This is a genomic window from Candidatus Venteria ishoeyi (assembly GCF_030378065.1).
GTDB classification, from domain to species: domain Bacteria; phylum Pseudomonadota; class Gammaproteobacteria; order Beggiatoales; family Beggiatoaceae; genus Venteria; species Venteria ishoeyi.
In genome coordinates this window covers 113,129-131,717 of the sequence record NZ_JAUCGJ010000001.1, presented here as the reverse complement: position 1 = coordinate 131,717, position 18,589 = coordinate 113,129, and the positions used below count along the sequence as shown (strand labels likewise).

The window sequence follows — 18,589 nt, the reverse complement described above, 5'->3', positions numbered from 1 at the left end:
GTCACAGCATTTTTCGATAAAAAATCTTATATCGAACTCACGTTATTAAGGGATTTAAGCAATCACGCACCTGTTGTGCCAGCGTTTGAATATCCTGATATCCATTGAACACCCGAAAGCGTTGTGGCTGTGCCTTGGCGCGTTGTAAATAGGCCGCGCGCACTTTTTGAAAAAAAGCCTGTTGTTCGCGTTCAAAACGATCTGGTGCGCTGCGTGATGCCGCGCGTTGCCTTCCCAGTGCTTCGGGCAAATCAAATAACAAGGTCATATCCGGTTGCCGTTCACCCTGCACCCAGGTTTCCAACGCAGCGATACGCGCAGTCGGTACATCCCGCCCGCCACCTTGATAAGCATAACTGGCATCGGTAAAGCGATCACAAATCACCCACTGCCCTGTTGCCAGTGCAGGTAAAATCACCTGCTGCAAATGTTCCGCGCGCGCTGCAAACATCAGCAATAATTCAGTATCTGTGCACATAGACTGATGCAGCAACATCTCGCGCAGTTGTTCACCTAAATCTGTACCACCAGGCTCCCTTGTCTGGATAAAATTCACGCCTTGTTCGCATAAATAATCACACAATAATTGCTGCTGGGTACTTTTCCCTGCGCCTTCAATACCTTCCAAAGTAATAAACATATTTTACCTGAGTTCGGCGTAAGCTTCTTTCAATGCTTAAGGCATTGAAAACCGCTCCCGCCTCATGCTAAGTTCTTGATAGTGTGTACTGAATTTTAGCATTTTGAATAAAAAACTTATGCTTTGGCAACACTTCTAAGAGGCTACCAACGTTGCTGTATTTCCTGCCATAAGCTTTGGTAGGATTTGGCAGCCTGACTGCTGGCGGCATAATCCCCTACTGCCGCGCGCCTTAGGCCCATTTTTTCAATATCACTGGCATAAGCAATTTGCTGGTTTAAAAACAAACCCTGAGGTTTAAAGGTTTCAATAATTTGCTGATGCATTTTTTTGCGCCGGTCTACCATGGAAAAAAAGGGTAAAATCGATAAATGTTTTAAGTTGTTATCATTGCAAAAATCCTCAAGCTGTTGCAGGGTACGCAATGATAAGGTGGTCGGGATGACAGGGCAGATCATAATATCAGCGGCTTGAAAAATATTTTCCGATACCAGCGTCAGCGTGGGTGGGCAATCCAGAAAAATATAATCATATTCCTGGGTTAAAGGTCGCAATAAACGTAATAATTGCTGGGTGGGATGTTTCTGCTCATTCAGACCCAATTCCATATGGCGGTAAGAAAAATCAGCCGGCAGCAAATCCAGATTCAGATAATCAGTACCTTTAATTAAATTATCCAGTACACTTTTGGGTTTTAATAATTTTTTGGTGCCACCTTTAATTTTAGGTTTGATGCGGAAATAAAAACTGGCTGCCGCTTGTGGGTCTAAGTCCCAGATTAGGGTATTCGCACCTTCCTGCGCAGCTTGCCATGCCAGGTTTACCGCAGTTGACGTTTTACCCACGCCACCTTTAATACTATAAGAAGCAATAATTTTCATTGTTACGCCCCCCCTGCTTGGGTGGCTTTTGTAATCACTTTTGTAATCTTGGCTTTTTGGGGTTTAAATAACTCAGCAAAACGATGGCGATTGGTTTCCTGGGCAAAGATTTCAAAACGCTCAGTAAACCGGGTGCGTGCTTGTTGTTCCAAATCCAGTAAATGTCCAACCAAAACGCCCATTGCCAATAAGGTACGACTACTTCCTGTACCTTCTTCCACCATCTGCTCGGCAAAGGATTGTAAGTGCTCAACTTGCACAAAATAATCCTGAATATCACCCAGAATATTTTGAAAATCTTTCAGAATCTTAATTGAACGCATGGCCCTGTCTTTTGGGTACAGGCTTTGGAAAAACTCCATCAGGTAGCGTAATTTTTTACAATCCTTGCGCAGTTCATGTAAAGCAACTACCGGCGTATCATCATTAATTCGTTTACCTGCCTTCAGCACTTTACGATAAGCCTTCCAGATATTTTCATTAGCCACTTCAATGACTGGACGACCGGAATTAGGAATTTGCGGGTGTGCGCGACTGGGACTGTGAATAAACTGTTGCCACTCCTGGATCAGTTTCTGATAGGTTTTAGACACCAGTGTTTTAGCCATTTTCTGCTGTGCCTGCCGGTGGTGCTGCTGTAAAAAGTGCAACAATGGCGCAAGATCGGGTTGTACCTGCGCTGGCAACATGGCGTGATATTTATCAAAATCCAGTAAATACACATCCAGATCCCGGGTTGGGGTGGTGACACTACCTAACCAGGCAAACTGGGGTTTGAAGCGGGTTACAGTAGTTTTTGGCAAAACCCCCTTTACCTGGCTGAGCACAGAACGGGTGCGACGAATAGCCACCCGGAAATCATGTAGAAATTCAGAATCCAGATTTTGCCGGGTACCTGCTTCATTTTCCTGCATGGTATCTAACAAACGCTGCAAAATAATTTTAGTAGCAATATTGGCAGGCATATCCGGTTTTAATTGGAGATTGAGTTTACTGCTATAACTGCCCGGTTGCTGCTGAGTTTGCCGCCATGCCAGTTCCAACCAGCTTTTCTGCTCCGTTTCCAGTGCCTGCGCCTGAATAATCTGTAAAACCCGTTGCAAAGCTTTTGTATAACCGCGCACGGGTAACACACGTAGAGCTTGCCCCAGACAAGTGTGTTCTGAATTTTCACCAACTACATAAACGGTTTCCAATTGCAGGCGCACCACCGTTTTTTGTTCATCATCCAACACCTTCCAGGTTTGCACCACCCAATGTAAGTGGGTATGGGCTAATAATGCCCGCATTTCCAATATTGGCTGTAATTGGGTTTTCAGCAAACTGTCTGGAAAGTCCCAGGCAAAAGTGGGAACCTGTTTCAGGGACTGCCTGGCATATTGCTGCTGTCCATCAACAGATTCCAATATGATGCTCCAACACTCAGTCTGCTGCGCCGTATTCTGCCCAGATTCGTATGCTGTTTTTTTATTATGCGCAGTCAGTTGCCAGCCCTGGAGAAACAAGCGCCAGTCAAAACTGTCATAACAGATGCTGTCATGGGTCTGGGTAATACTTTTTTCCAGATCGTAATGCACATTAATCTGTTCCCATAAAGCAGCCGGATCTTGTCCTTCCTCCAGTTTGAACAGATTATTGGGTAATGTCGCCATGTAATAAACCCCTTAATGTGGAACGCCCTTATGTGAATAGTGTGAAAATGAGGATTAAAATAAAAGGTATTATAAAATCCTCATGTCTTGTTATATATTAACTCATAAGCTTACCTGATAACGTGTTGTCATGAAAGTTAAGCATGGGCTTATTTCTTAGCAACATTTAATGTATATTGGTGAAACAAGGCATATAAAGCCGGAATTAATAACAAACTCACCAGCAATGAAAAACTCAAACCAAACACCACGGTGATTGCCAAGGGTTGCAATAAAGCCGTACCCGCACCCCAGCCCAGCGCCAATGGAATCATACCGGCAACGGTGGTCAGCGTAGTCATCAGCACCGGACGCAGCCTTAAACGTGCTGCAGTTAAAATTGCCTCTATCACAGTCGCCTGACAGCGTTGCTGCTCTATAGTTTCCACCAGCACAATACTGTTATTCACCACCAGCCCCGCCAATAAAATCAGCCCCAGCCAGACCGGCATGGACAGCGGTACATCCAGCATAAACAAACCACCTGCTACACCAATCAGGGCAAAAGGAATGCCCAGCAATATCACCAGCGGATTGCGCAAGGATTCATACTGTACCGCCATCACCACAAACACCAGGAAAATGGCTAATCCCAGTAATAACATGCCCAGCTTACGCCCGGTTTGCAGGTTTTTTATCTCGCCACCGTCATAATAGCTGTAACCCGCAGGTAAGGGATGTTGCATCATGTGATTTTCTATCGCAGCAAAAGCCTGCTCCAGACTGCTACCTGCTGCCAGTGAGCCACTGATTTCCACAATTCGCTGCTGTTGATCACGTTGAATTTGCGCCATAGCCGTCTGCCATTCCAAATGCGCCAGTTCATCCAGATACACGGCTTGCCCTGATTTGTTATAGAGCAGAATTTCAGACAATGCCTGCGGTGTGTTCAAATCCTTTTTCAGCAAACGCACCCGGATATTGATTTGCTGATCATTTTGCATCAAATAACCCACTTGCTTGCCGCGTAACAACACGTCTACACCATCACGTATCTGTTCCAGTGAAAAACCCAGTGCGGCGGCAGCCAGACGATCCACTTTCAATACCAGTTCCTGACGTGCATCTTCCTGGCTGTGGCTGAGATTACGCAATTGTGGCAGTGCCTTCAGATGTTTGACGTGTTGCTGTGCCAGTTGTTTGAGAGTATCAAGCTGCGGCCCCTGCAAACGCAAACTAATGTCATCATCACCCTGGCTTAAACGTATGCCACGTATGCCACGACTGCGTAAATAGACTTGTATGCCCACCAGTTGTAGCGCTTTAATCGCCTTGCGGGTTTTGCCTATCCAGTGCTGACTGTGCCAGCGCCCCGATTTCCCTGCTTGTAATTGTAGTTTCAGGCTGCTGCGATGCGTGGCCTGATATTGTGAGCGCCCGAAGACAAAACCACCTACTTGAGCATATAAGGAAATCACCTGCGGATCGGCTAACAGCAAGTTTTCCAGTTTTGTCACTGCGGCATCCATCCGTGCCAGCGGAATGCCGGGTTCCGCCCGTACTGAAATCTGTACCCGGCCTTCATCCATATTGGGTAAAAAACGCTGTGGTTTATTTTGTAATACCGAAACCGCCCAGACCAGTCCCAGTAAAAATACCAATATCATCAGATAAGGCCAACGCAACACTTGGCGCAATAACCATTGGTGCAAACCTGTCAAGGCAGAAAACAAACGTCCAGCTTGGATTGCTTTGCCTGCTTTGTTAGCAGCGCTGACTTTTGCACTTAATGCAGGAACCAATGTTAAGGCCACGACCATTGCAGCTAACATTGCAGCCACCAGGGTCAGTATCAAATCCCGGAACAACAAACCAATCAAACCACTGATAAATAAAAATGGCAATATGGCTGCCAGATTGGTGGAGGTTGAAGCAAAAATAGCGCTGCTGATTTCCTGCGTGGCAATTTCTGCCGCTTTTGCTGTATTCTGCTGCTGATGTCGGGCAATATTTTCCAGCATGACAATGGCACTGTCCACCAGCAAACCAACGCCCACAGCTAGGCCGCCTAAGGTCATGATATTCAAATGTAAATCACCCAAGCCCATCAAAGCAAAAGTCAGCATCAAAGCAATCGGAATACTACTGCCAATAATCAGCGTGCGGCGCACATCACCCAAAAATAGATACACCACCAGCATCGCCAGCAGCGCCCCACCAAGCACCGCCCAGGCGGTATTTTGCAGCGACTGACGCACATAAACCGATTGATCACCCACCACGGCAATTTCAATATCTTCCGGGATAATTTGCTGACTTTTCAACCAACCCAGGCGTTGATGTAAAGCATCAGCGACAGCAACGGTATTCGCCCGGGGTTGTTTTTGAATGGAAAGCTTAACCCCGGCTTCGCCATTTAGCCGAATCCGCAGTTGCTCTTCTTCATGACCGTCATTTAATTGCGCGACATCCCCCAGATGCACGGGGTTATCCCCGGTTTGCAGGGGAATTTTTGCCAAATCCTGCAAGGCCAGAGCGCGTCCACTTAAACGCACGCTGATAACCTGCCCCGGTGTGTGTAAACGTCCTAATGGTGCTTCCAGGTTTTCTGATTGCAAACTGTCCAGCACATCAGCAATGCTCAGCCCCAGCGCCTGCAAACGCGATAAATCCGGTATCACCTGAATTTCCCGGCGCAAACCGCCACCGGTCTCAACCGCCGCCACGCCGGGCAGGTTTAACAACCAGCGCGCAAATTGATTATCCGCCCAATCCCGCAACGCTACAGCACCCCGTAAGTTGGAACTCAGCACCAGTTCGGCAACGGGTAATTGTGAGGGATCACGTTTGTAAATAACGGGTGGGGAAATGGTATCGGGTAAAAAGCGTTTCGCCCGATCCAGACGAATACTGGCATCTGCCAAGGCCTTATCAATATCCCAGCCATAAGGAAAGGATAAATCTACGGCACTGCGCCCCTGAGAAGTACGTGATTGAATATGAACCAGACCTTCAGTAATTGCCAGTTGCTCTTCAAGCTGGCGCGTGATCTGTTCTTCCATAATCACCGCAGGCACGCCGGAATCCAGCACCCGCACCCGCACTTCCGGGTAAATAATATGCGGGAGTAAATCCAGCCCCAGGCGGGGCAGGGTGACAGCACCTAACACCACACAGGCCAGGGCAATCAGGGAAATACCGATAGGATGATAAATAGACCAGGTGCGCATGGTTTATTTGGATTTAACTCGCTGCAATAAAAATACTATTTTTATTTGCAGTAGCACTGAATAAATTATGAATACTTCTAGGAGGCTGTTAGAAAATAACAAAATCAATAATTTTTCTAAATTTAACCATTATTTATCATTAACCATTGTATCAATCGCCTCAAGCTGCCCATTATTCAGGGTAAAACTTCTGTCCATTTTCTGCGCCAGATGAATATCATGGGTGACAATGACCAGACTGGTTTGAATTTCTGTATTTAAGGCCAGCATGGTTTCATAAACATGTTGCGCGGTGTGCTGATCCAGATTGCCAGTCGGTTCATCGGCAAGCAGACACTGAGGTTTGGTGACTAAGGCTCTGGCAACGGCTGCGCGCTGGCGCTCGCCGCCGGAAAGCTCACCGGGTTTATGTTTCAGGCGTTGTTTTAATCCCACTCTATCCAACATATCCGCTGCCTGCTCCTGCGCGTCTGCCACGCTTAAACCACGAATCAACAAGGGCATGGCTACATTTTCCAGTGCCGTAAATTCCGGTAACAGGTGATGAAACTGATACACAAAGCCCAGGGTTTTATTACGCCAGATACCGCGTTTGGCGGCATTCATGTCAAACAGGCTTTTACCCCCGGCAAGCACTTCACCCGCGCTGGGATCATCCAGGCCACCTAACAAATGTAATAAGGTACTTTTACCAGAGCCAGAACTACCGACAATGGCAATCTGTTCACCTTTGCCCACTTTTAAGTCAACATTTGTTAAAACATCAACCGATAAGTCGGCATCATGAAAAGTTTTTTTCAGGTTTTTTGCTTCCAGCACCAACTCATTCATAACGCAGCGCCTCAGCAGGTTGGGTTTTTGCCGCACGGCGTGCAGGATACAGTGTTGCCAGCAGGCTTAACAGTAAGGATAAAATGCCAATATTACGCACATCATCCCAGTTTAGTTCCGAGGGTAAATCACTGATGTAATACACCGAGGAATCCAAAAACTGTACATTAAATGCTTGTTCGATACTGGGAATAATGGTTTCCACATTCAGTGCCAGACTGACGCCACCGACAAGTCCCAGCAAGGTACCAAATACCCCAATCAAGGAACCCTGCACCATAAAAATCGCCATAATCGTATTCGGCGTTGCACCTAAGGTGCGCAAAATTGCAATATCGGCTTCTTTATCCGTTACCACCATCACCAGGGTCGAGATAATATTAAATGCTGCTACGCCAACAATCAGACTTAAAATCACAAACATCACAGTTTTTTCCATTTTTATCGCCCGGAAAAAATTGGCATGACGATAAGTCCAATCCTGAATGTAATAACCAATTGGTAGCTCATCCACCAAAGCGCGACTGACTTTGGGCGCATCAAACATCTGGGTAATTTTAATATTGATACCATGTACATGTGCTTTAGGCATACGCAATAAACGCGCAGCATCGGCAATATTCATCAATACCAGGGAACTGTCAAATTCATGCATACCGACTTCAAAAATACCGGCAACGGTCATGCGTTTCATGCGTGGCAACACGCCAACCGGCGTGATATTGGCCTGCGGCACCACCACAGTGACCTTATCGCCAACCATGACGCCCATCGCCATCGCCAGTTCCTGACCCAGCAAGACATTAAATTTTCCCGGCTGTAAATCCTGTAAACTGCCTTGTTTCATGTTATCGCCCACCTGGGAGACTTCCGACTCAATCGCCGGGTCTATACCCTGAAACAAGGTGCCTTTAATACGCTTACGATGGGTCAGCATCGCCTGTCCCTGCACATAAGGCGCAATACCGGTGACTTGCGTCGGTGTATCGCGCACCAATTTTGCCATCACTTCCCAATCAGCCATGCCCCGATCACCTGCGGCAAATACCATGACATGCGGGGCCATGCCCAACATGCGCTCGCGCAGCTCTTTTTCAAAGCCGTTCATTACTGACAATACCGTAATTAACGCAGTCACGCCCAGCGCAATGCCGAACATGGAAGTCAGGGAGATAAAAGAAATAAAATGATTACGGCGCTTGGCGCGGGTATAGCGCAGGCCGATATAAAAGGGTAAGGGCTTAAACATCATTGTTGGATTATACGTGAATGGGGGGAATCATTAAAGTTTCATGATGTATAATGTGTCAGAACATACATCATAGAGGCGCTTATGCATAGAACGCAGATTTATTTACCCGATGATTTATATGCACAGTTCCAAGCTATGGGATATTGATTTATTCAAGGTGTAAGATCGCCATAATGACATTTTCAGTTATAATTGCCTTTATTTATGCTGACAGGATTACCGCGTAAACATGCTTTCCTCATTAAAAATTAAAAATTTCAGATCCTTAGAAGACTTTCAGATTGATAAGCTGGGGCGGGTCAACTTAATTGTTGGTAAAAATAATTCTGGAAAAAGCTCTGTACTTGAGGCCTTAAGAATTTATGCCGCTAACGCTAACAGAGTCTTGCTGGAAGAAATTGCATTAGGACATGATGAAACCGGCCTTTCAACTTATCAAGCACAAGGGCAATTTGATACGACATTACCATTTGAGGATTTATTTACAGGAAGAAAGTTTTTTGATGAAGACAATAATATTTTAATAGCTGATTTAGAAAATTCAGAAAAATCTTTAGGTATTACTCATATTTTTTTTATTGAAAAAGATTTTGATATAATAGATGAGTTAAATGAAAAAAGTACTATAAAGCGCCGTATACCTATCTTTCCAAATAAATTACAGGAGAATGAAGTAGTATTAGGTGATGGATTGTTAATCACTAAAGGGAAAAAAGTATCTCTTATTGATTTCAATAATGTAGCCCCTAGTACTAAGCAACTTAATACTGAATCAAAGATGATAACACCCTGTAGCTTTATTCCAACTCAGCTTATTCCTATGGATGATTTAGCCAAAGAATGGGATACAATTGGATTAACTGAAGCAGAAGCCATTGTAAAAAAATCTTTACAGATTATCTTGCCGGAATTTGAAAACCTAATTTTTGTTGATAACCCTTCTCAGGCTAAACAAAGACGGCGTTTGCCTAAAGTTAAACTATCGGGCTTATCTCGCCCAGTGCCACTGAATAGTTTAGGTGATGGCATGTTGCGAATCTTACAATTAGTCTTAAAAATATTTCCTGCCAAGGGTGGTTTTTTACTTATTGATGAGTTTGAAAATGGCTTGCATTACAGCGTACAGGAAAAAGTCTGGCACTTATTATTTGAGTTATCCATAGAACTGGATATACAAATTTTTACAACAACCCATAGCTGGGATTGTATTGAGAGCTTTTCAAAAGTTGCGGTAAACAAAAAAGATATTGATGGCATCTTGTTTAGGGTAGGTAAAAGTGCCCGTAATAGTGATAAAGGCAAGGTAATTGCCACTGTTTTTGATGAAGAACAGCTTTATAATATTACCCAATCCGATGTCGAAGTACGCTGATGCCTACTTCCCAAAAAATATTATTAGTTGAAGGTGATTCAGATAAAAGTTTTTTTGAGAAAATTTGTAAAAAACTATCATTAGATAATAGTGTACAAGTTGCACCGCCTAAGGATGTAGGTGGTGGACGTAATTCTAAAGAGGGAGTGTTTCAACGTTTAGAAATCTTGCTACCTCAACTTGCTGACGGACAACTCACCCATATTGCTGTTGTTATAGATGCTGATTATGTCGAGTGTAATGGCTTAGGCTTACAAAGAACGATTGAAAGGGTTTCAAAAATTGTAAAACCCTTTGATTTTGAACTTAGGCAAGATGATAGGAAAAAGGGTCTATATTTCAAGCATTCTGATGGGTTTTCAGATTTTGGCTTATGGGTTATGCCGGACAATGAAAATGAAGGTATGCTGGAAGATTGGATAAAACCCTGCATTAAAAATGATGAATCTGAATTATTTGAAAAAGCCAGTCAAGCCGTAGCTTCTCTAAGTAGTCCAAAATTCAAACCACACTTAAAAACCAAAGCTAAAATAGCAACATGGTTGGCTTGGCAAAAACAGCCTGGACATGGGCTTTATTGGGCTATTAAAGAAAATCTTTTGGATGAAGATATCGAATACTATAAAAATTTAGAAAACTGGCTTGTACAGATATTTCAATAGCTTATCAACTTTTCATTCGCTTTAAATCAGGAAACCTACATGGAAAACCTCAAACAAACCATTGAAACCGCTTTTGAAAACCGTGCTGACATCACCCCGGTCAATGCCGATGCCAATGTTCGCGCTGCCGTGAATGAAGCGCTGGCTTTAATTGACAGTGGCGAGCAACGGGTCGCAGAAAAACAAGGCGAGCAATGGGTGGTTAATGAATGGCTGAAAAAAGCCGTGTTATTGTCCTTCCGTCTGGAAGAAAATCAGGTGATGCGTGATGGTTACACCAACTATTACGACAAGGTGCAACCCAAATTTGCTGACATGAACAGCCAGCAATTCAAAGATGCCGGGGTGCGCGTGGTACCGCCTGCAAACGTGCGCCGGGGTGCTTATATCGCACCGGGTGTGGTATTAATGCCTTCTTATGTCAATATTGGCGCTTATGTGGATAGCGGCACTATGGTGGATACCTGGGCAACTGTCGGCTCCTGCGCGCAAATTGGTAAAAACGTACATTTATCCGGTGGCGTTGGTATTGGTGGCGTGTTAGAGCCTTTGCAGGCCGCACCCACCATTATTGAAGATGATTGTTTTGTCGGCGCGCGCTCGGAAGTGGTTGAAGGCGTGATTGTTGGTAAAGGCTCTGTGATTTCCATGGGCGTATATATTGGTCAGAGTACCAAAATTTATAATCGTGAAACCGGCGAAGTGAGTTATGGTTATGTGCCACCGGGTTCAGTGGTGGTTTCCGGTAACCTGCCTTCCAAAGATGGTAAATACAGCCTGTATTGTGCAGTGATTGTGAAACAGGTCGATGCTAAAACGTTGGGTAAGGTCGGTATTAACGAATTACTGCGTAACATTTAGTCCTGACTGCTTTGGGAAGGTTCTACCGGGGCATTCCCGAAACAGCCGTTGCTTTGAAAAGGAGGCCAAGCCTTGGCTTGGCCTCCTTTAAACTTTTGTGCCAGCATAATGTCAGTGAAGCGTTGCTCTGGGTATCAAAATAGCAATGATTAAGCCCTGTAGGGACGATTTGAATAATACGCCCCTGACCGAAATTGAGAAATAAACAATGTTAGATCCACATATTTTACGCCAGGATGACCTCAGCGAAGTCACCGAGAAATTGGCAAATCGCGGTTTTGAACTGCCCGCTGCACAGATTACTGAACTGGAAAATAAACGCAAAAGCTGCCAGATTGAAACTGAAAATCTGCAAAATGAGCGCAATCAACGTTCCAAAGTCATTGGTAAGGCCAAGGCTTCAGGCGAGGATATTCAGCCTTTACTGGATGAAGTCTCCTCACTGGGCGATAAGCTCAAGCAAAGCCAGAACGACCTTGAACAAATTCAGCAAGACTTACAAGCACTGCTCTGGGGAATCCCTAATCTACCGCATGAAAGCACACCGGTCGGTAATGGCGAAGAACAAAATCAGGAATTGCAGCGCTGGGGTACGCCGCGTGAGTTTGATTTTAAGCCTAAAGATCATGTGGATCTCGGCACCCAGCTGGGCGGTCTGGATTTTGAAAATGCCAGCAAAATCACGGGCAGCCGATTTGTACTGATGCGTGGACAAATTGCCCGTCTGCACCGCGCCCTGGCGCAGTTTATGCTGGATTTACATACCCAGGAACACGGTTATACTGAACTGAATGTGCCGGTTCTGGTGAATGCCGACAGCTTACGCGGCACCGGTCAGTTACCTAAATTTGAGGAAGACCTGTTCAAAATTGCCGAGCAGGGTTATTACCTGATCCCTACCGCAGAAGTCCCCATCACTAACCTTGCCCGTAATGAAATTTTAGAAGGCGAACATCTACCGGCTAAATATGTTGCGCATACCTTATGTTTTCGCAGTGAAGCCGGTGCTTATGGCAAAGATACTCGCGGCATGATACGCCAGCATCAATTCGAGAAAGTTGAATTAGTACAGTTTGTACATCCTGAAAAATCCTATCAGGCTTTGGATGAACTCACCCATCACGCAGAAACTGTACTGCAAAAGCTGGAACTACCCTACCGAATGATGGCCTTATGTACGGGTGATATTGGTTTTTCCGCCACCAAAACCTACGATTTGGAAGTCTGGCTGCCAGGTCAACAGAAATATCGTGAAATTTCTTCCTGTAGTAATTTTGAAGCCTTTCAGGCACGGCGCATGAAAGCACGTTTTCGCAGCAAAGACATGAAAAAACCACAATTACTGCATAGCCTTAATGGTTCAGGTCTGGCCATTGGTCGCACCTTGGTTGCGGTGCTGGAAAACTACCAGGATGCTGAAGGCCGTATTGCGATTCCAGACGTTTTACAGACGTATATGAGTGGACAAAAAATTATTTGATTCTAACTTGAGTTGATTTACGCCAAAGAGATCTGTTATGCCCACTGTCAATAGCTATGATGACCTGCCTTATACCTGTTTACCACAACCGACAACGCATCCTGCGCGCCTGGCAAGCGTTGTCAGTTTATTAGGTTTATCATCGCCTGATGTCAGCGGCAGCCGCATTCTGGAATTAGGCTGCGCTGATGGTTCTAACCTGTTATCCATTGCCGTCACCTTGCCAGAGAGCTTTTGTTTGGGCATTGATTATTCAGCGCGTCAAATCGAAGCAGGACAACAGCAAATTCAAACGCTGCAACTGGAAAATATTGAATTACGCCATGCCGATATTCTGGAGTTGGGGCCAGAAATCGGCATGTTTGATTATATTATTGTACATGGCGTTTTTTCCTGGGTACCGGAAGCTATTCAACAACATATCCTTAAACTCTGCGCTAAACAATTAACCCCTGAAGGTGTGGCCTATATCAGTTATAACACCCGCCCCGGCTGGAACATGCGCAGCACTATCCGTGACATGCTGTTGTATCACACTCAGCAATTTGATGACATGGATACCCGGATTGCGCAAATGCGTGCCTGGATGGATTTTCTGAAAAGTCATATGACGGAAATGAGTCGTGATGACCTGTCGGATCTGGGTAATGATCAGGTTTATTACCAGTATCTGAAAAATGAAAGTGAATATTTTTCGGAAATGGATGCCGATTATCTGTTCCATGAGTTTCTGGAAGACTGTAATCAGCCGCTGTATTTTCATGAGTTTATGGATAAGGCGCACGGTGTTAATCTGGCCTATGCCGGTGATGCCAGTTTAATCAACATGTTCCGCGAGTTTAAGTCAGTACGGGTGCTGGAAACCCTGGGCGAGCTGGATACCTTACATAAGGAACAATATCTGGATTTTCTGGAAAATCGCCAGTTCCGCCAGACATTGTTACGCCACCAGGCAAGCTCGGATGAAACGCAACAGCGTGGCGTTGCGGTGATGGAACCGTTTTATTTCAGCGCCTCATTGAAACCGGAAACCGAGTCCATGCCATCATTGGTGGAAATCGGTGCGCTAAAATTTGAAGACCGCCGTATCCTGATTACGGAAGAACGCCCCATTGGTAAAGCAGCGTTGCTGATTCTATATCAACAATACCCCGCCATGTTAAGTTTTGCAGACATTTTTCAACAAGCCAGCAAGCTATTGGTAGAACAGGCTTATCAGCCAACAGGGAATGAGCGAGAAGAACTGGCAACTATTCTTGCGCGTTATGCCAGCAGCAGCGCGATTGAAAGCAGCATCACGCCGCCTGTTTATACGCTGGAACCGGGTGACAGCCCCTTAGCCAGCCCCTTGGCGCGTTTGCAGTTGCAACAAGGCAAAATGGCCTTGTTTAATCTGAAAAATGAAACCATACGTCTCAACAACCCCATACTTGCGCATATTATGCTGGAACTGGATGGAGATCATAATCGGGAGCAATTGGTTGAACAGTTGCAACAATGGATTGCAGAAGGGAGAATCACACCACCGCCCAATGTGGATAAAACAACATTGACCCGGGAAGCGTTGCATCAGGTTTTGGATAGCGCACTTAAAGCACTGGCTAAGAACGCTTTATTACTGACTTGAGATACCGATGCAAAGTCCGATAAATCCAATCATTTGCCATTGCAATATCCCGCGCAGGGTGGGCGAAATGCCGCCACGATGTTTGGTTCTGGTACAGTGTTTATCGGCATTTTGCCCACTATTTATTGCCAATTGGGAATGGTGGGCAAATTCCGTGATGTTTCAGTGCCACAGCAAAATTCATTGGACGGAATTCGCCCACCCTACCGGGCTTCAATTTTCCCGGTCTTCAATTTTCCCCGCACAGTAGGGTTTGCGCCGCAAGTTTTACGCGGCGCGAACGCGGAAAGTTATGGTCATTACCTGCGTGCGCAAAATGCCGTTTTAATTTTTTGCCAAAACAAAGTTCAGCGGCGGCATTATGCGCACCCTACCTGGCTACCTGACTTGGGTGGGGACATTATGGCAATGTAGCTGATGTGGGGTGTTGGGGGTGTAGTGGGAGGAATTTGGAAGAGGAGTTCAGAATGCTGGGTTTTCCAAAATGTAAAGGTTGGGGTTGCAAACCCTGACCTGCATAGAGGGAAGACCCAGAACCTATGGCAACAGAGTCGATTACCAAAATCTTCCTGCTTAGCAGCACATCCACAATCTGGTGTAATTATGCAAGGTACGGGAGGTATTAGAAAATTTCGGTGGGCATCTGGAAATAAGGGAAAAAGCGGCGGAGTTAGAGTGGTTTACTATTATCACAATGAAACCATGCCGTTATTTCTGCTTTCACTATTTGGCAAAAGTGAAAAGGCAAATTTATCTAAATCAGAACGGAATGAGTTTGCTAGATTCACACAACTTTTACTAAAGAACTATGGTGTATCTAATGACTGATTTTTTTAAAAGCATTAAACAGGGGCTTGAAGAAGCTGTTGATTATTCAAAAGGAAAACATACCAAAGCTATTGTCCATGAATTTTCCTCTGTTGATGTAAAAAATATTCGTACCAAAATGGATATGAGTCAAACAGAATTTGCATCTGCATTTGGTATTAGTGTAAGTACATTAAGACATTGGGAGCGGGGTGATCGTGTACCTCATGGTCCAGCATTGGTATTGCTTAATGTTGTGGATCGAGAGCCACAAGCAGTATTAAAAGCTTTGGCGAGATGAATATTAGAGTGATAGTGTTATACACCAAATAAAGTATCAAAATGGCGGATGACGCTATCGCTTATCCGCCTTACGAGTTACTCGCCTTACGAATTTATCCACGCTGTCACGCTATGCGGCTAAATTTTTTGAAGGTGGGTAAGATTGTGTTCTGTCTCCAATGCCCATTAACAGGTATTCAACACTAATATCCTCATCAAGTTCATCCCAATGCAAACCGCTACCGCCGCCACTGATTTCATAGTGTTGACACTGCTCCAGTTGCGCATTGAGTAAACGTGGAAAATAAGCCAGCAGCACCCCTAATTTTCGACCATCAACCAGCTCAAGCCACATCATATCAGTATCAAATTTAACATTTTTTGCTAATGGTTTATTGATTGAAATAGGCATTCCATTTCTCCTTGATTAAAGCTTCATGTTGGATGACCTTTGTTTAGTTTGGCAGAGTGCATAACAGTCCCCTCATTCCCAAGCTCTACGGGCGAAAACAAGCAACCAGGCTATAACGCTTGCAGTATGGAAATAAGGGAATGCTTCATTGAGGATTTGATAATTGCTTCGAGCCATTTTAGAAGTTTAACACGGCAAGTGGAGCTTGCAAGGTAGGCATTACCAAGCTGGAGCTTGGTAATGAGGGTAAACGGTTACATTTTAATGGCTGTCTTCAATTTTTGGCTTTCAATTTTTGTCTTCAATTTTTCCTACCGGGCTTGGCTCCGTGCCCGGCGAAAACTTTCGTGCATGGTTTTAACCGGGTAGGCAAAAACCAAAGGTCACTGTCCGTCGCGCACCAGGCGAACGTGCCGGCTGTAGCCACGGTAGTAGCCGCTGGCGTGCCCACTGTCGAAGTCCACGTACCAGGCGAGGTTCGCATGGGCGGCATAGGGCGAGCCTGACCAGACATAACCACCAGGGTCATTAGGAAACATCGTTAAATTAATTGCCGGATCATAACAATGCAGTTCAACAATAGAAGCCAGTTCCTTGATATTGGGTAAACGCCAGGGGCTTTGTGATGCCCCGCGTTGTAAAGCCTGTTGCCAGGTAAAGCTTTCTGGCGTACCTGTCATGCAATCCGCGCCGCTTTGCCCTTCCAGGCAACGCTTCCAGATTAAGCCGGTTTGCTGGTCAGTGACTGTACCATCCCCATTGTGGGTAAAACGCGCATCGGGGGTACTTGCCTGGATGTCGGGGTTGCAGGTTTGGGCGGACAGGTTGCAAGTAAAAACAAGCCCGCAAGCTACAAATATTAGACGTGATAACATAAGGGTACTCCTGGAAAAGTGTGGATTTGGGTAATAAGGCGGCGTTTGAGTCCGCCCTTAAGAAAACCGGCTTCCCTGATAACAAGCTTACTTACCGCAAGCCTTGACAGATTTTGTGGGTTTGCTGCTTGTTTTGGCAGACAGTCCAGTGTCTTGAGCAGGTTAAATGCGGTATGACTGATTGGCAGGCTTATGCCTGGCAGGACAAAATCACATTCACGTCCACGCTGCGTATGCAAGCAAGCCTTTGGAAATAAACGGCGAAAATAAGCAATCTGACTACGATAGCTACTGACCGTTTGCGGTTGCCACAATGGGTGCAAAGGTAGTTCTGGTGCCTGAAATAGCAAGGAGAGCCATGCAAAACGGGTAAAAATACGCTGCACCAGGCGGTAATGATGGGCATGCTGAAAATGCCCCAGATAACTGCTTAAAGTGGTGCGTAATTGTTCCCGGGCTTGCTGATAGAGCTTGATGCGCCAACCAGTGACAAGAGAACCGGAAATAAAGTGCTTTTGCCAGGTATGGAGTTTTTCATATAAATTGCCCACCACGCGGCGGCGCACCAAACGGTAATGTGGGCGGACGATATAACCAAGAAAGTCTGCGCCATCGGCAACGGGTGCCAACCGGGTTCCCGGTTTTAATTGCAATAACAGGTTTTGTTGCAAAAACACACTGATTTGTTGTTGCCAGCGGCGCAGTTGCGCTGGTTCCTGGTGCAGCAGGATAAAGTCATCGACATAGCGCAAATAATGGCGGCATTTAAGCTGATGTTTGATGAATTGATCCAGTTCATTGAGATAGACATTGGCAAAAAACTGGCTGGTGAGATTGCCTATTGGCAAGCCCTTGTCTGCACCTAAGGCGCCAAAGCGTTTATGCGGTGGCACCTGGCTGAAACTTTTGGCTTTGCCAATATATTGTACATCGGCACTGAGGTCGTGTTTTAGCAATACGTGGCAAAGCCAGCGCAGGGCTTGGGCTTCCTGCTGCCCTGTCTTGCCTTGTTTAATCGCTTTACCCAGGCGTTTTTGTAACTGCTTAAAGAGAATTGGGCGATCAATGCTGTTAAAAAAGTTATGAATGTCCAGTTGCAGGAAGTAAGGTCTATTTAATCCTGAGAGATTTTTACTACGCATAAAATGTTGCAACTGCTTTACTGCTGCATGGGTGCCTTTGCCTTCACGATTGGAATATAAATCATGAATAAAAATTGGCTCATACAAAGCCGCCAGACGTGGTACCAGCCAGTGATGCACCACGCGGTCGGCGAAGTTTGCGGCATGAATTTCCCGTGCTTTAGGCTTGACTGCGACAAAGCAATGAGTCGTGGTGGGCTGGTAGCTTTGCTGCTGTAAGCGAAATAAGGTATCAAACAAATTGTCCAGCCAGCGTTGTTCATAATGCTGACAATCTGACGTGCCGCGTTTGCGTCGTCTGCATTGCAGATAAGCCGCGTACAAGTCAGCGAAGTTGAATACCGATGCGTTGCCACTTTCCGTCGCGCACCAGGCGAACGTGTTGGTTGTTGTTACGGTTGTTGTTGTTGTCGTTTCCATTGTTGAAGTTCACGTTCCAGGCGTTGTTTGAATTGGCGGCATAGGGCGAGCCTGACCAGACAATTCCTTAGCGGGTGAAGTTCCTCAAGCCTTTGGCATCCTGACGGTAGCCTGGGCTTTTTTTCATACCCGGCGCATAGCCGGGTCTCACCCGCGCACAGTGACATCAGCACGCGCAATAAAG

At 45.5% G+C, this 18,589-nt stretch carries 17 protein-coding genes; 8 read left to right on the top strand and 9 right to left on the bottom strand.

Going from position 1 to position 18,589, the window contains the following annotated elements; genetic code table 11:
- Positions 1 to 37: 37 nt before the first annotated feature.
- From tmk to QUF61_RS00530, 6 genes are all read right to left on the bottom strand, one after another.
- Complete coding sequence (gene tmk / locus QUF61_RS00555; protein ID WP_289679940.1) at positions 38 to 640, bottom strand: dTMP kinase; 603 nt, start codon at positions 638 to 640, stop codon at positions 38 to 40.
- A 143-nt stretch (positions 641 to 783) separates the two neighbouring features.
- Entirely contained in the window at positions 784 to 1,521 is a 738-nt protein-coding gene (locus tag QUF61_RS00550) for a ParA family protein (RefSeq protein WP_103921402.1), read from the bottom strand.
- A 2-nt stretch (positions 1,522 to 1,523) separates the two neighbouring features.
- Complete coding sequence (locus QUF61_RS00545) at positions 1,524 to 3,173, bottom strand: CHAD domain-containing protein (RefSeq protein ID WP_103921403.1); 1,650 nt, start codon at positions 3,171 to 3,173, stop codon at positions 1,524 to 1,526.
- Between the two features lie 149 nt (positions 3,174 to 3,322).
- Positions 3,323 to 6,382: an efflux RND transporter permease subunit gene (locus tag QUF61_RS00540; RefSeq protein WP_289679937.1), complete on the bottom strand. Its 3,060-nt coding sequence runs from the start codon at positions 6,380 to 6,382 to the stop codon at positions 3,323 to 3,325.
- Between the two features lie 129 nt (positions 6,383 to 6,511).
- Positions 6,512 to 7,213: a lipoprotein-releasing ABC transporter ATP-binding protein LolD gene (gene lolD / locus QUF61_RS00535; protein WP_103921405.1), complete on the bottom strand. Its 702-nt coding sequence runs from the start codon at positions 7,211 to 7,213 to the stop codon at positions 6,512 to 6,514.
- Positions 7,206 to 8,465 carry a lipoprotein-releasing ABC transporter permease subunit gene (locus tag QUF61_RS00530; RefSeq protein WP_407080039.1) on the bottom strand — a complete coding sequence of 420 codons (1,260 nt, stop codon included), beginning with the start codon at positions 8,463 to 8,465 and terminating at the stop codon, positions 7,206 to 7,208. Before QUF61_RS00530 ends, lolD begins: the two co-directional genes overlap by 8 nt.
- 229 nt (positions 8,466 to 8,694) lie before the next feature.
- On the opposite strand from QUF61_RS00530, the gene QUF61_RS00525 reads away from it, so the two are divergent.
- The 8 genes from QUF61_RS00525 to nadS all read left to right on the top strand — a co-directional run bounded on the left by QUF61_RS00525 (position 8,695) and on the right by nadS (position 15,575).
- Complete coding sequence (locus QUF61_RS00525; RefSeq protein WP_289679936.1) at positions 8,695 to 9,837, top strand: AAA family ATPase; 1,143 nt, start codon at positions 8,695 to 8,697, stop codon at positions 9,835 to 9,837.
- Positions 9,837 to 10,499, top strand: a complete 663-nt coding sequence (locus QUF61_RS00520; protein WP_289679935.1) for a DUF3226 domain-containing protein — start codon at positions 9,837 to 9,839, stop codon at positions 10,497 to 10,499. Before QUF61_RS00525 ends, QUF61_RS00520 begins: the two co-directional genes overlap by 1 nt.
- 39 nt (positions 10,500 to 10,538) lie before the next feature.
- Positions 10,539 to 11,360: a 2,3,4,5-tetrahydropyridine-2,6-dicarboxylate N-succinyltransferase gene (gene dapD, locus QUF61_RS00515; RefSeq protein WP_289679934.1), complete on the top strand. Its 822-nt coding sequence runs from the start codon at positions 10,539 to 10,541 to the stop codon at positions 11,358 to 11,360.
- A gap of 208 nt (positions 11,361 to 11,568) precedes the next feature.
- Positions 11,569 to 12,840, top strand: coding sequence for a serine--tRNA ligase (gene serS / locus QUF61_RS00510; protein ID WP_289679933.1), 1,272 nt, complete (start codon positions 11,569 to 11,571; stop codon positions 12,838 to 12,840).
- Positions 12,841 to 12,877: 37 nt separating this feature from the next.
- Complete coding sequence (locus QUF61_RS00505) at positions 12,878 to 14,467, top strand: methyltransferase regulatory domain-containing protein (RefSeq protein ID WP_289679932.1); 1,590 nt, start codon at positions 12,878 to 12,880, stop codon at positions 14,465 to 14,467.
- A gap of 33 nt (positions 14,468 to 14,500) precedes the next feature.
- A complete protein-coding gene (locus QUF61_RS00500; RefSeq protein WP_146066494.1) occupies positions 14,501 to 14,881 on the top strand; it encodes a hypothetical protein in 381 nt (126 codons plus the stop codon).
- 3 nt (positions 14,882 to 14,884) lie between these two features.
- Positions 14,885 to 15,295 (top strand): type II toxin-antitoxin system RelE/ParE family toxin, encoded by a 411-nt coding sequence (locus QUF61_RS18150; RefSeq protein WP_103918981.1) that lies wholly within the window; start codon positions 14,885 to 14,887, stop codon positions 15,293 to 15,295.
- On the top strand, positions 15,288 to 15,575 hold the full coding sequence (gene nadS, locus QUF61_RS00490; protein ID WP_103918982.1) for a NadS family protein: 288 nt from the start codon (positions 15,288 to 15,290) through the stop codon (positions 15,573 to 15,575). The genes QUF61_RS18150 and nadS overlap by 8 nt, the downstream gene beginning before the upstream one ends.
- Before the next feature lie 111 nt (positions 15,576 to 15,686).
- On the opposite strand, the gene QUF61_RS00485 is transcribed toward nadS, so the two are convergent.
- The 3 genes from QUF61_RS00485 to QUF61_RS00475 all read right to left on the bottom strand — a co-directional run bounded on the left by QUF61_RS00485 (position 15,687) and on the right by QUF61_RS00475 (position 18,405).
- Entirely contained in the window at positions 15,687 to 15,968 is a 282-nt protein-coding gene (locus QUF61_RS00485) for a DUF2442 domain-containing protein (RefSeq protein WP_289679929.1), read from the bottom strand.
- Between the two features lie 383 nt (positions 15,969 to 16,351).
- Positions 16,352 to 16,843, bottom strand: a complete 492-nt coding sequence (locus QUF61_RS00480) for an Lcl C-terminal domain-containing protein (RefSeq protein WP_289679928.1) — start codon at positions 16,841 to 16,843, stop codon at positions 16,352 to 16,354.
- Entirely contained in the window at positions 16,828 to 18,405 is a 1,578-nt protein-coding gene (locus QUF61_RS00475; RefSeq protein ID WP_289679927.1) for a reverse transcriptase domain-containing protein, read from the bottom strand. The genes QUF61_RS00480 and QUF61_RS00475 overlap by 16 nt, the downstream gene beginning before the upstream one ends.
- Positions 18,406 to 18,589: the final 184 nt, after the last annotated feature.

Bases quoted from the DNA above. Each gene is read 5' to 3' on its own strand.
- tmk (WP_289679940.1), bottom strand. From the start codon at position 640: ATGTTTATTACTTTGGAAGGTATTGAAGGCGCAGGGAAAAGTACCCAG.
- nadS (WP_103918982.1), top strand. From the start codon at position 15,288: ATGACTGATTTTTTTAAAAGCATTAAACAGGGGCTTGAAGAAGCTGTT.
- QUF61_RS00550 (WP_103921402.1), bottom strand. From the start codon at position 1,521: ATGAAAATTATTGCTTCTTATAGTATTAAAGGTGGCGTGGGTAAAACG.
- serS (WP_289679933.1), top strand. From the start codon at position 11,569: ATGTTAGATCCACATATTTTACGCCAGGATGACCTCAGCGAAGTCACC.
- dapD (WP_289679934.1), top strand. From the start codon at position 10,539: ATGGAAAACCTCAAACAAACCATTGAAACCGCTTTTGAAAACCGTGCT.
- QUF61_RS00530 (WP_407080039.1), bottom strand. From the start codon at position 8,465: ATGATGTTTAAGCCCTTACCCTTTTATATCGGCCTGCGCTATACCCGC.
- lolD (WP_103921405.1), bottom strand. From the start codon at position 7,213: ATGAATGAGTTGGTGCTGGAAGCAAAAAACCTGAAAAAAACTTTTCAT.
- QUF61_RS00480 (WP_289679928.1), bottom strand. From the start codon at position 16,843: ATGTTATCACGTCTAATATTTGTAGCTTGCGGGCTTGTTTTTACTTGC.
- QUF61_RS00505 (WP_289679932.1), top strand. From the start codon at position 12,878: ATGCCCACTGTCAATAGCTATGATGACCTGCCTTATACCTGTTTACCA.
- QUF61_RS18150 (WP_103918981.1), top strand. From the start codon at position 14,885: ATGTGGGGTGTTGGGGGTGTAGTGGGAGGAATTTGGAAGAGGAGTTCA.
- QUF61_RS00520 (WP_289679935.1), top strand. From the start codon at position 9,837: ATGCCTACTTCCCAAAAAATATTATTAGTTGAAGGTGATTCAGATAAA.
- QUF61_RS00540 (WP_289679937.1), bottom strand. From the start codon at position 6,382: ATGCGCACCTGGTCTATTTATCATCCTATCGGTATTTCCCTGATTGCC.
- QUF61_RS00475 (WP_289679927.1), bottom strand. From the start codon at position 18,405: ATGGAAACGACAACAACAACAACCGTAACAACAACCAACACGTTCGCC.
- QUF61_RS00485 (WP_289679929.1), bottom strand. From the start codon at position 15,968: ATGCCTATTTCAATCAATAAACCATTAGCAAAAAATGTTAAATTTGAT.
- QUF61_RS00525 (WP_289679936.1), top strand. From the start codon at position 8,695: ATGCTTTCCTCATTAAAAATTAAAAATTTCAGATCCTTAGAAGACTTT.
- QUF61_RS00545 (WP_103921403.1), bottom strand. From the start codon at position 3,173: ATGGCGACATTACCCAATAATCTGTTCAAACTGGAGGAAGGACAAGAT.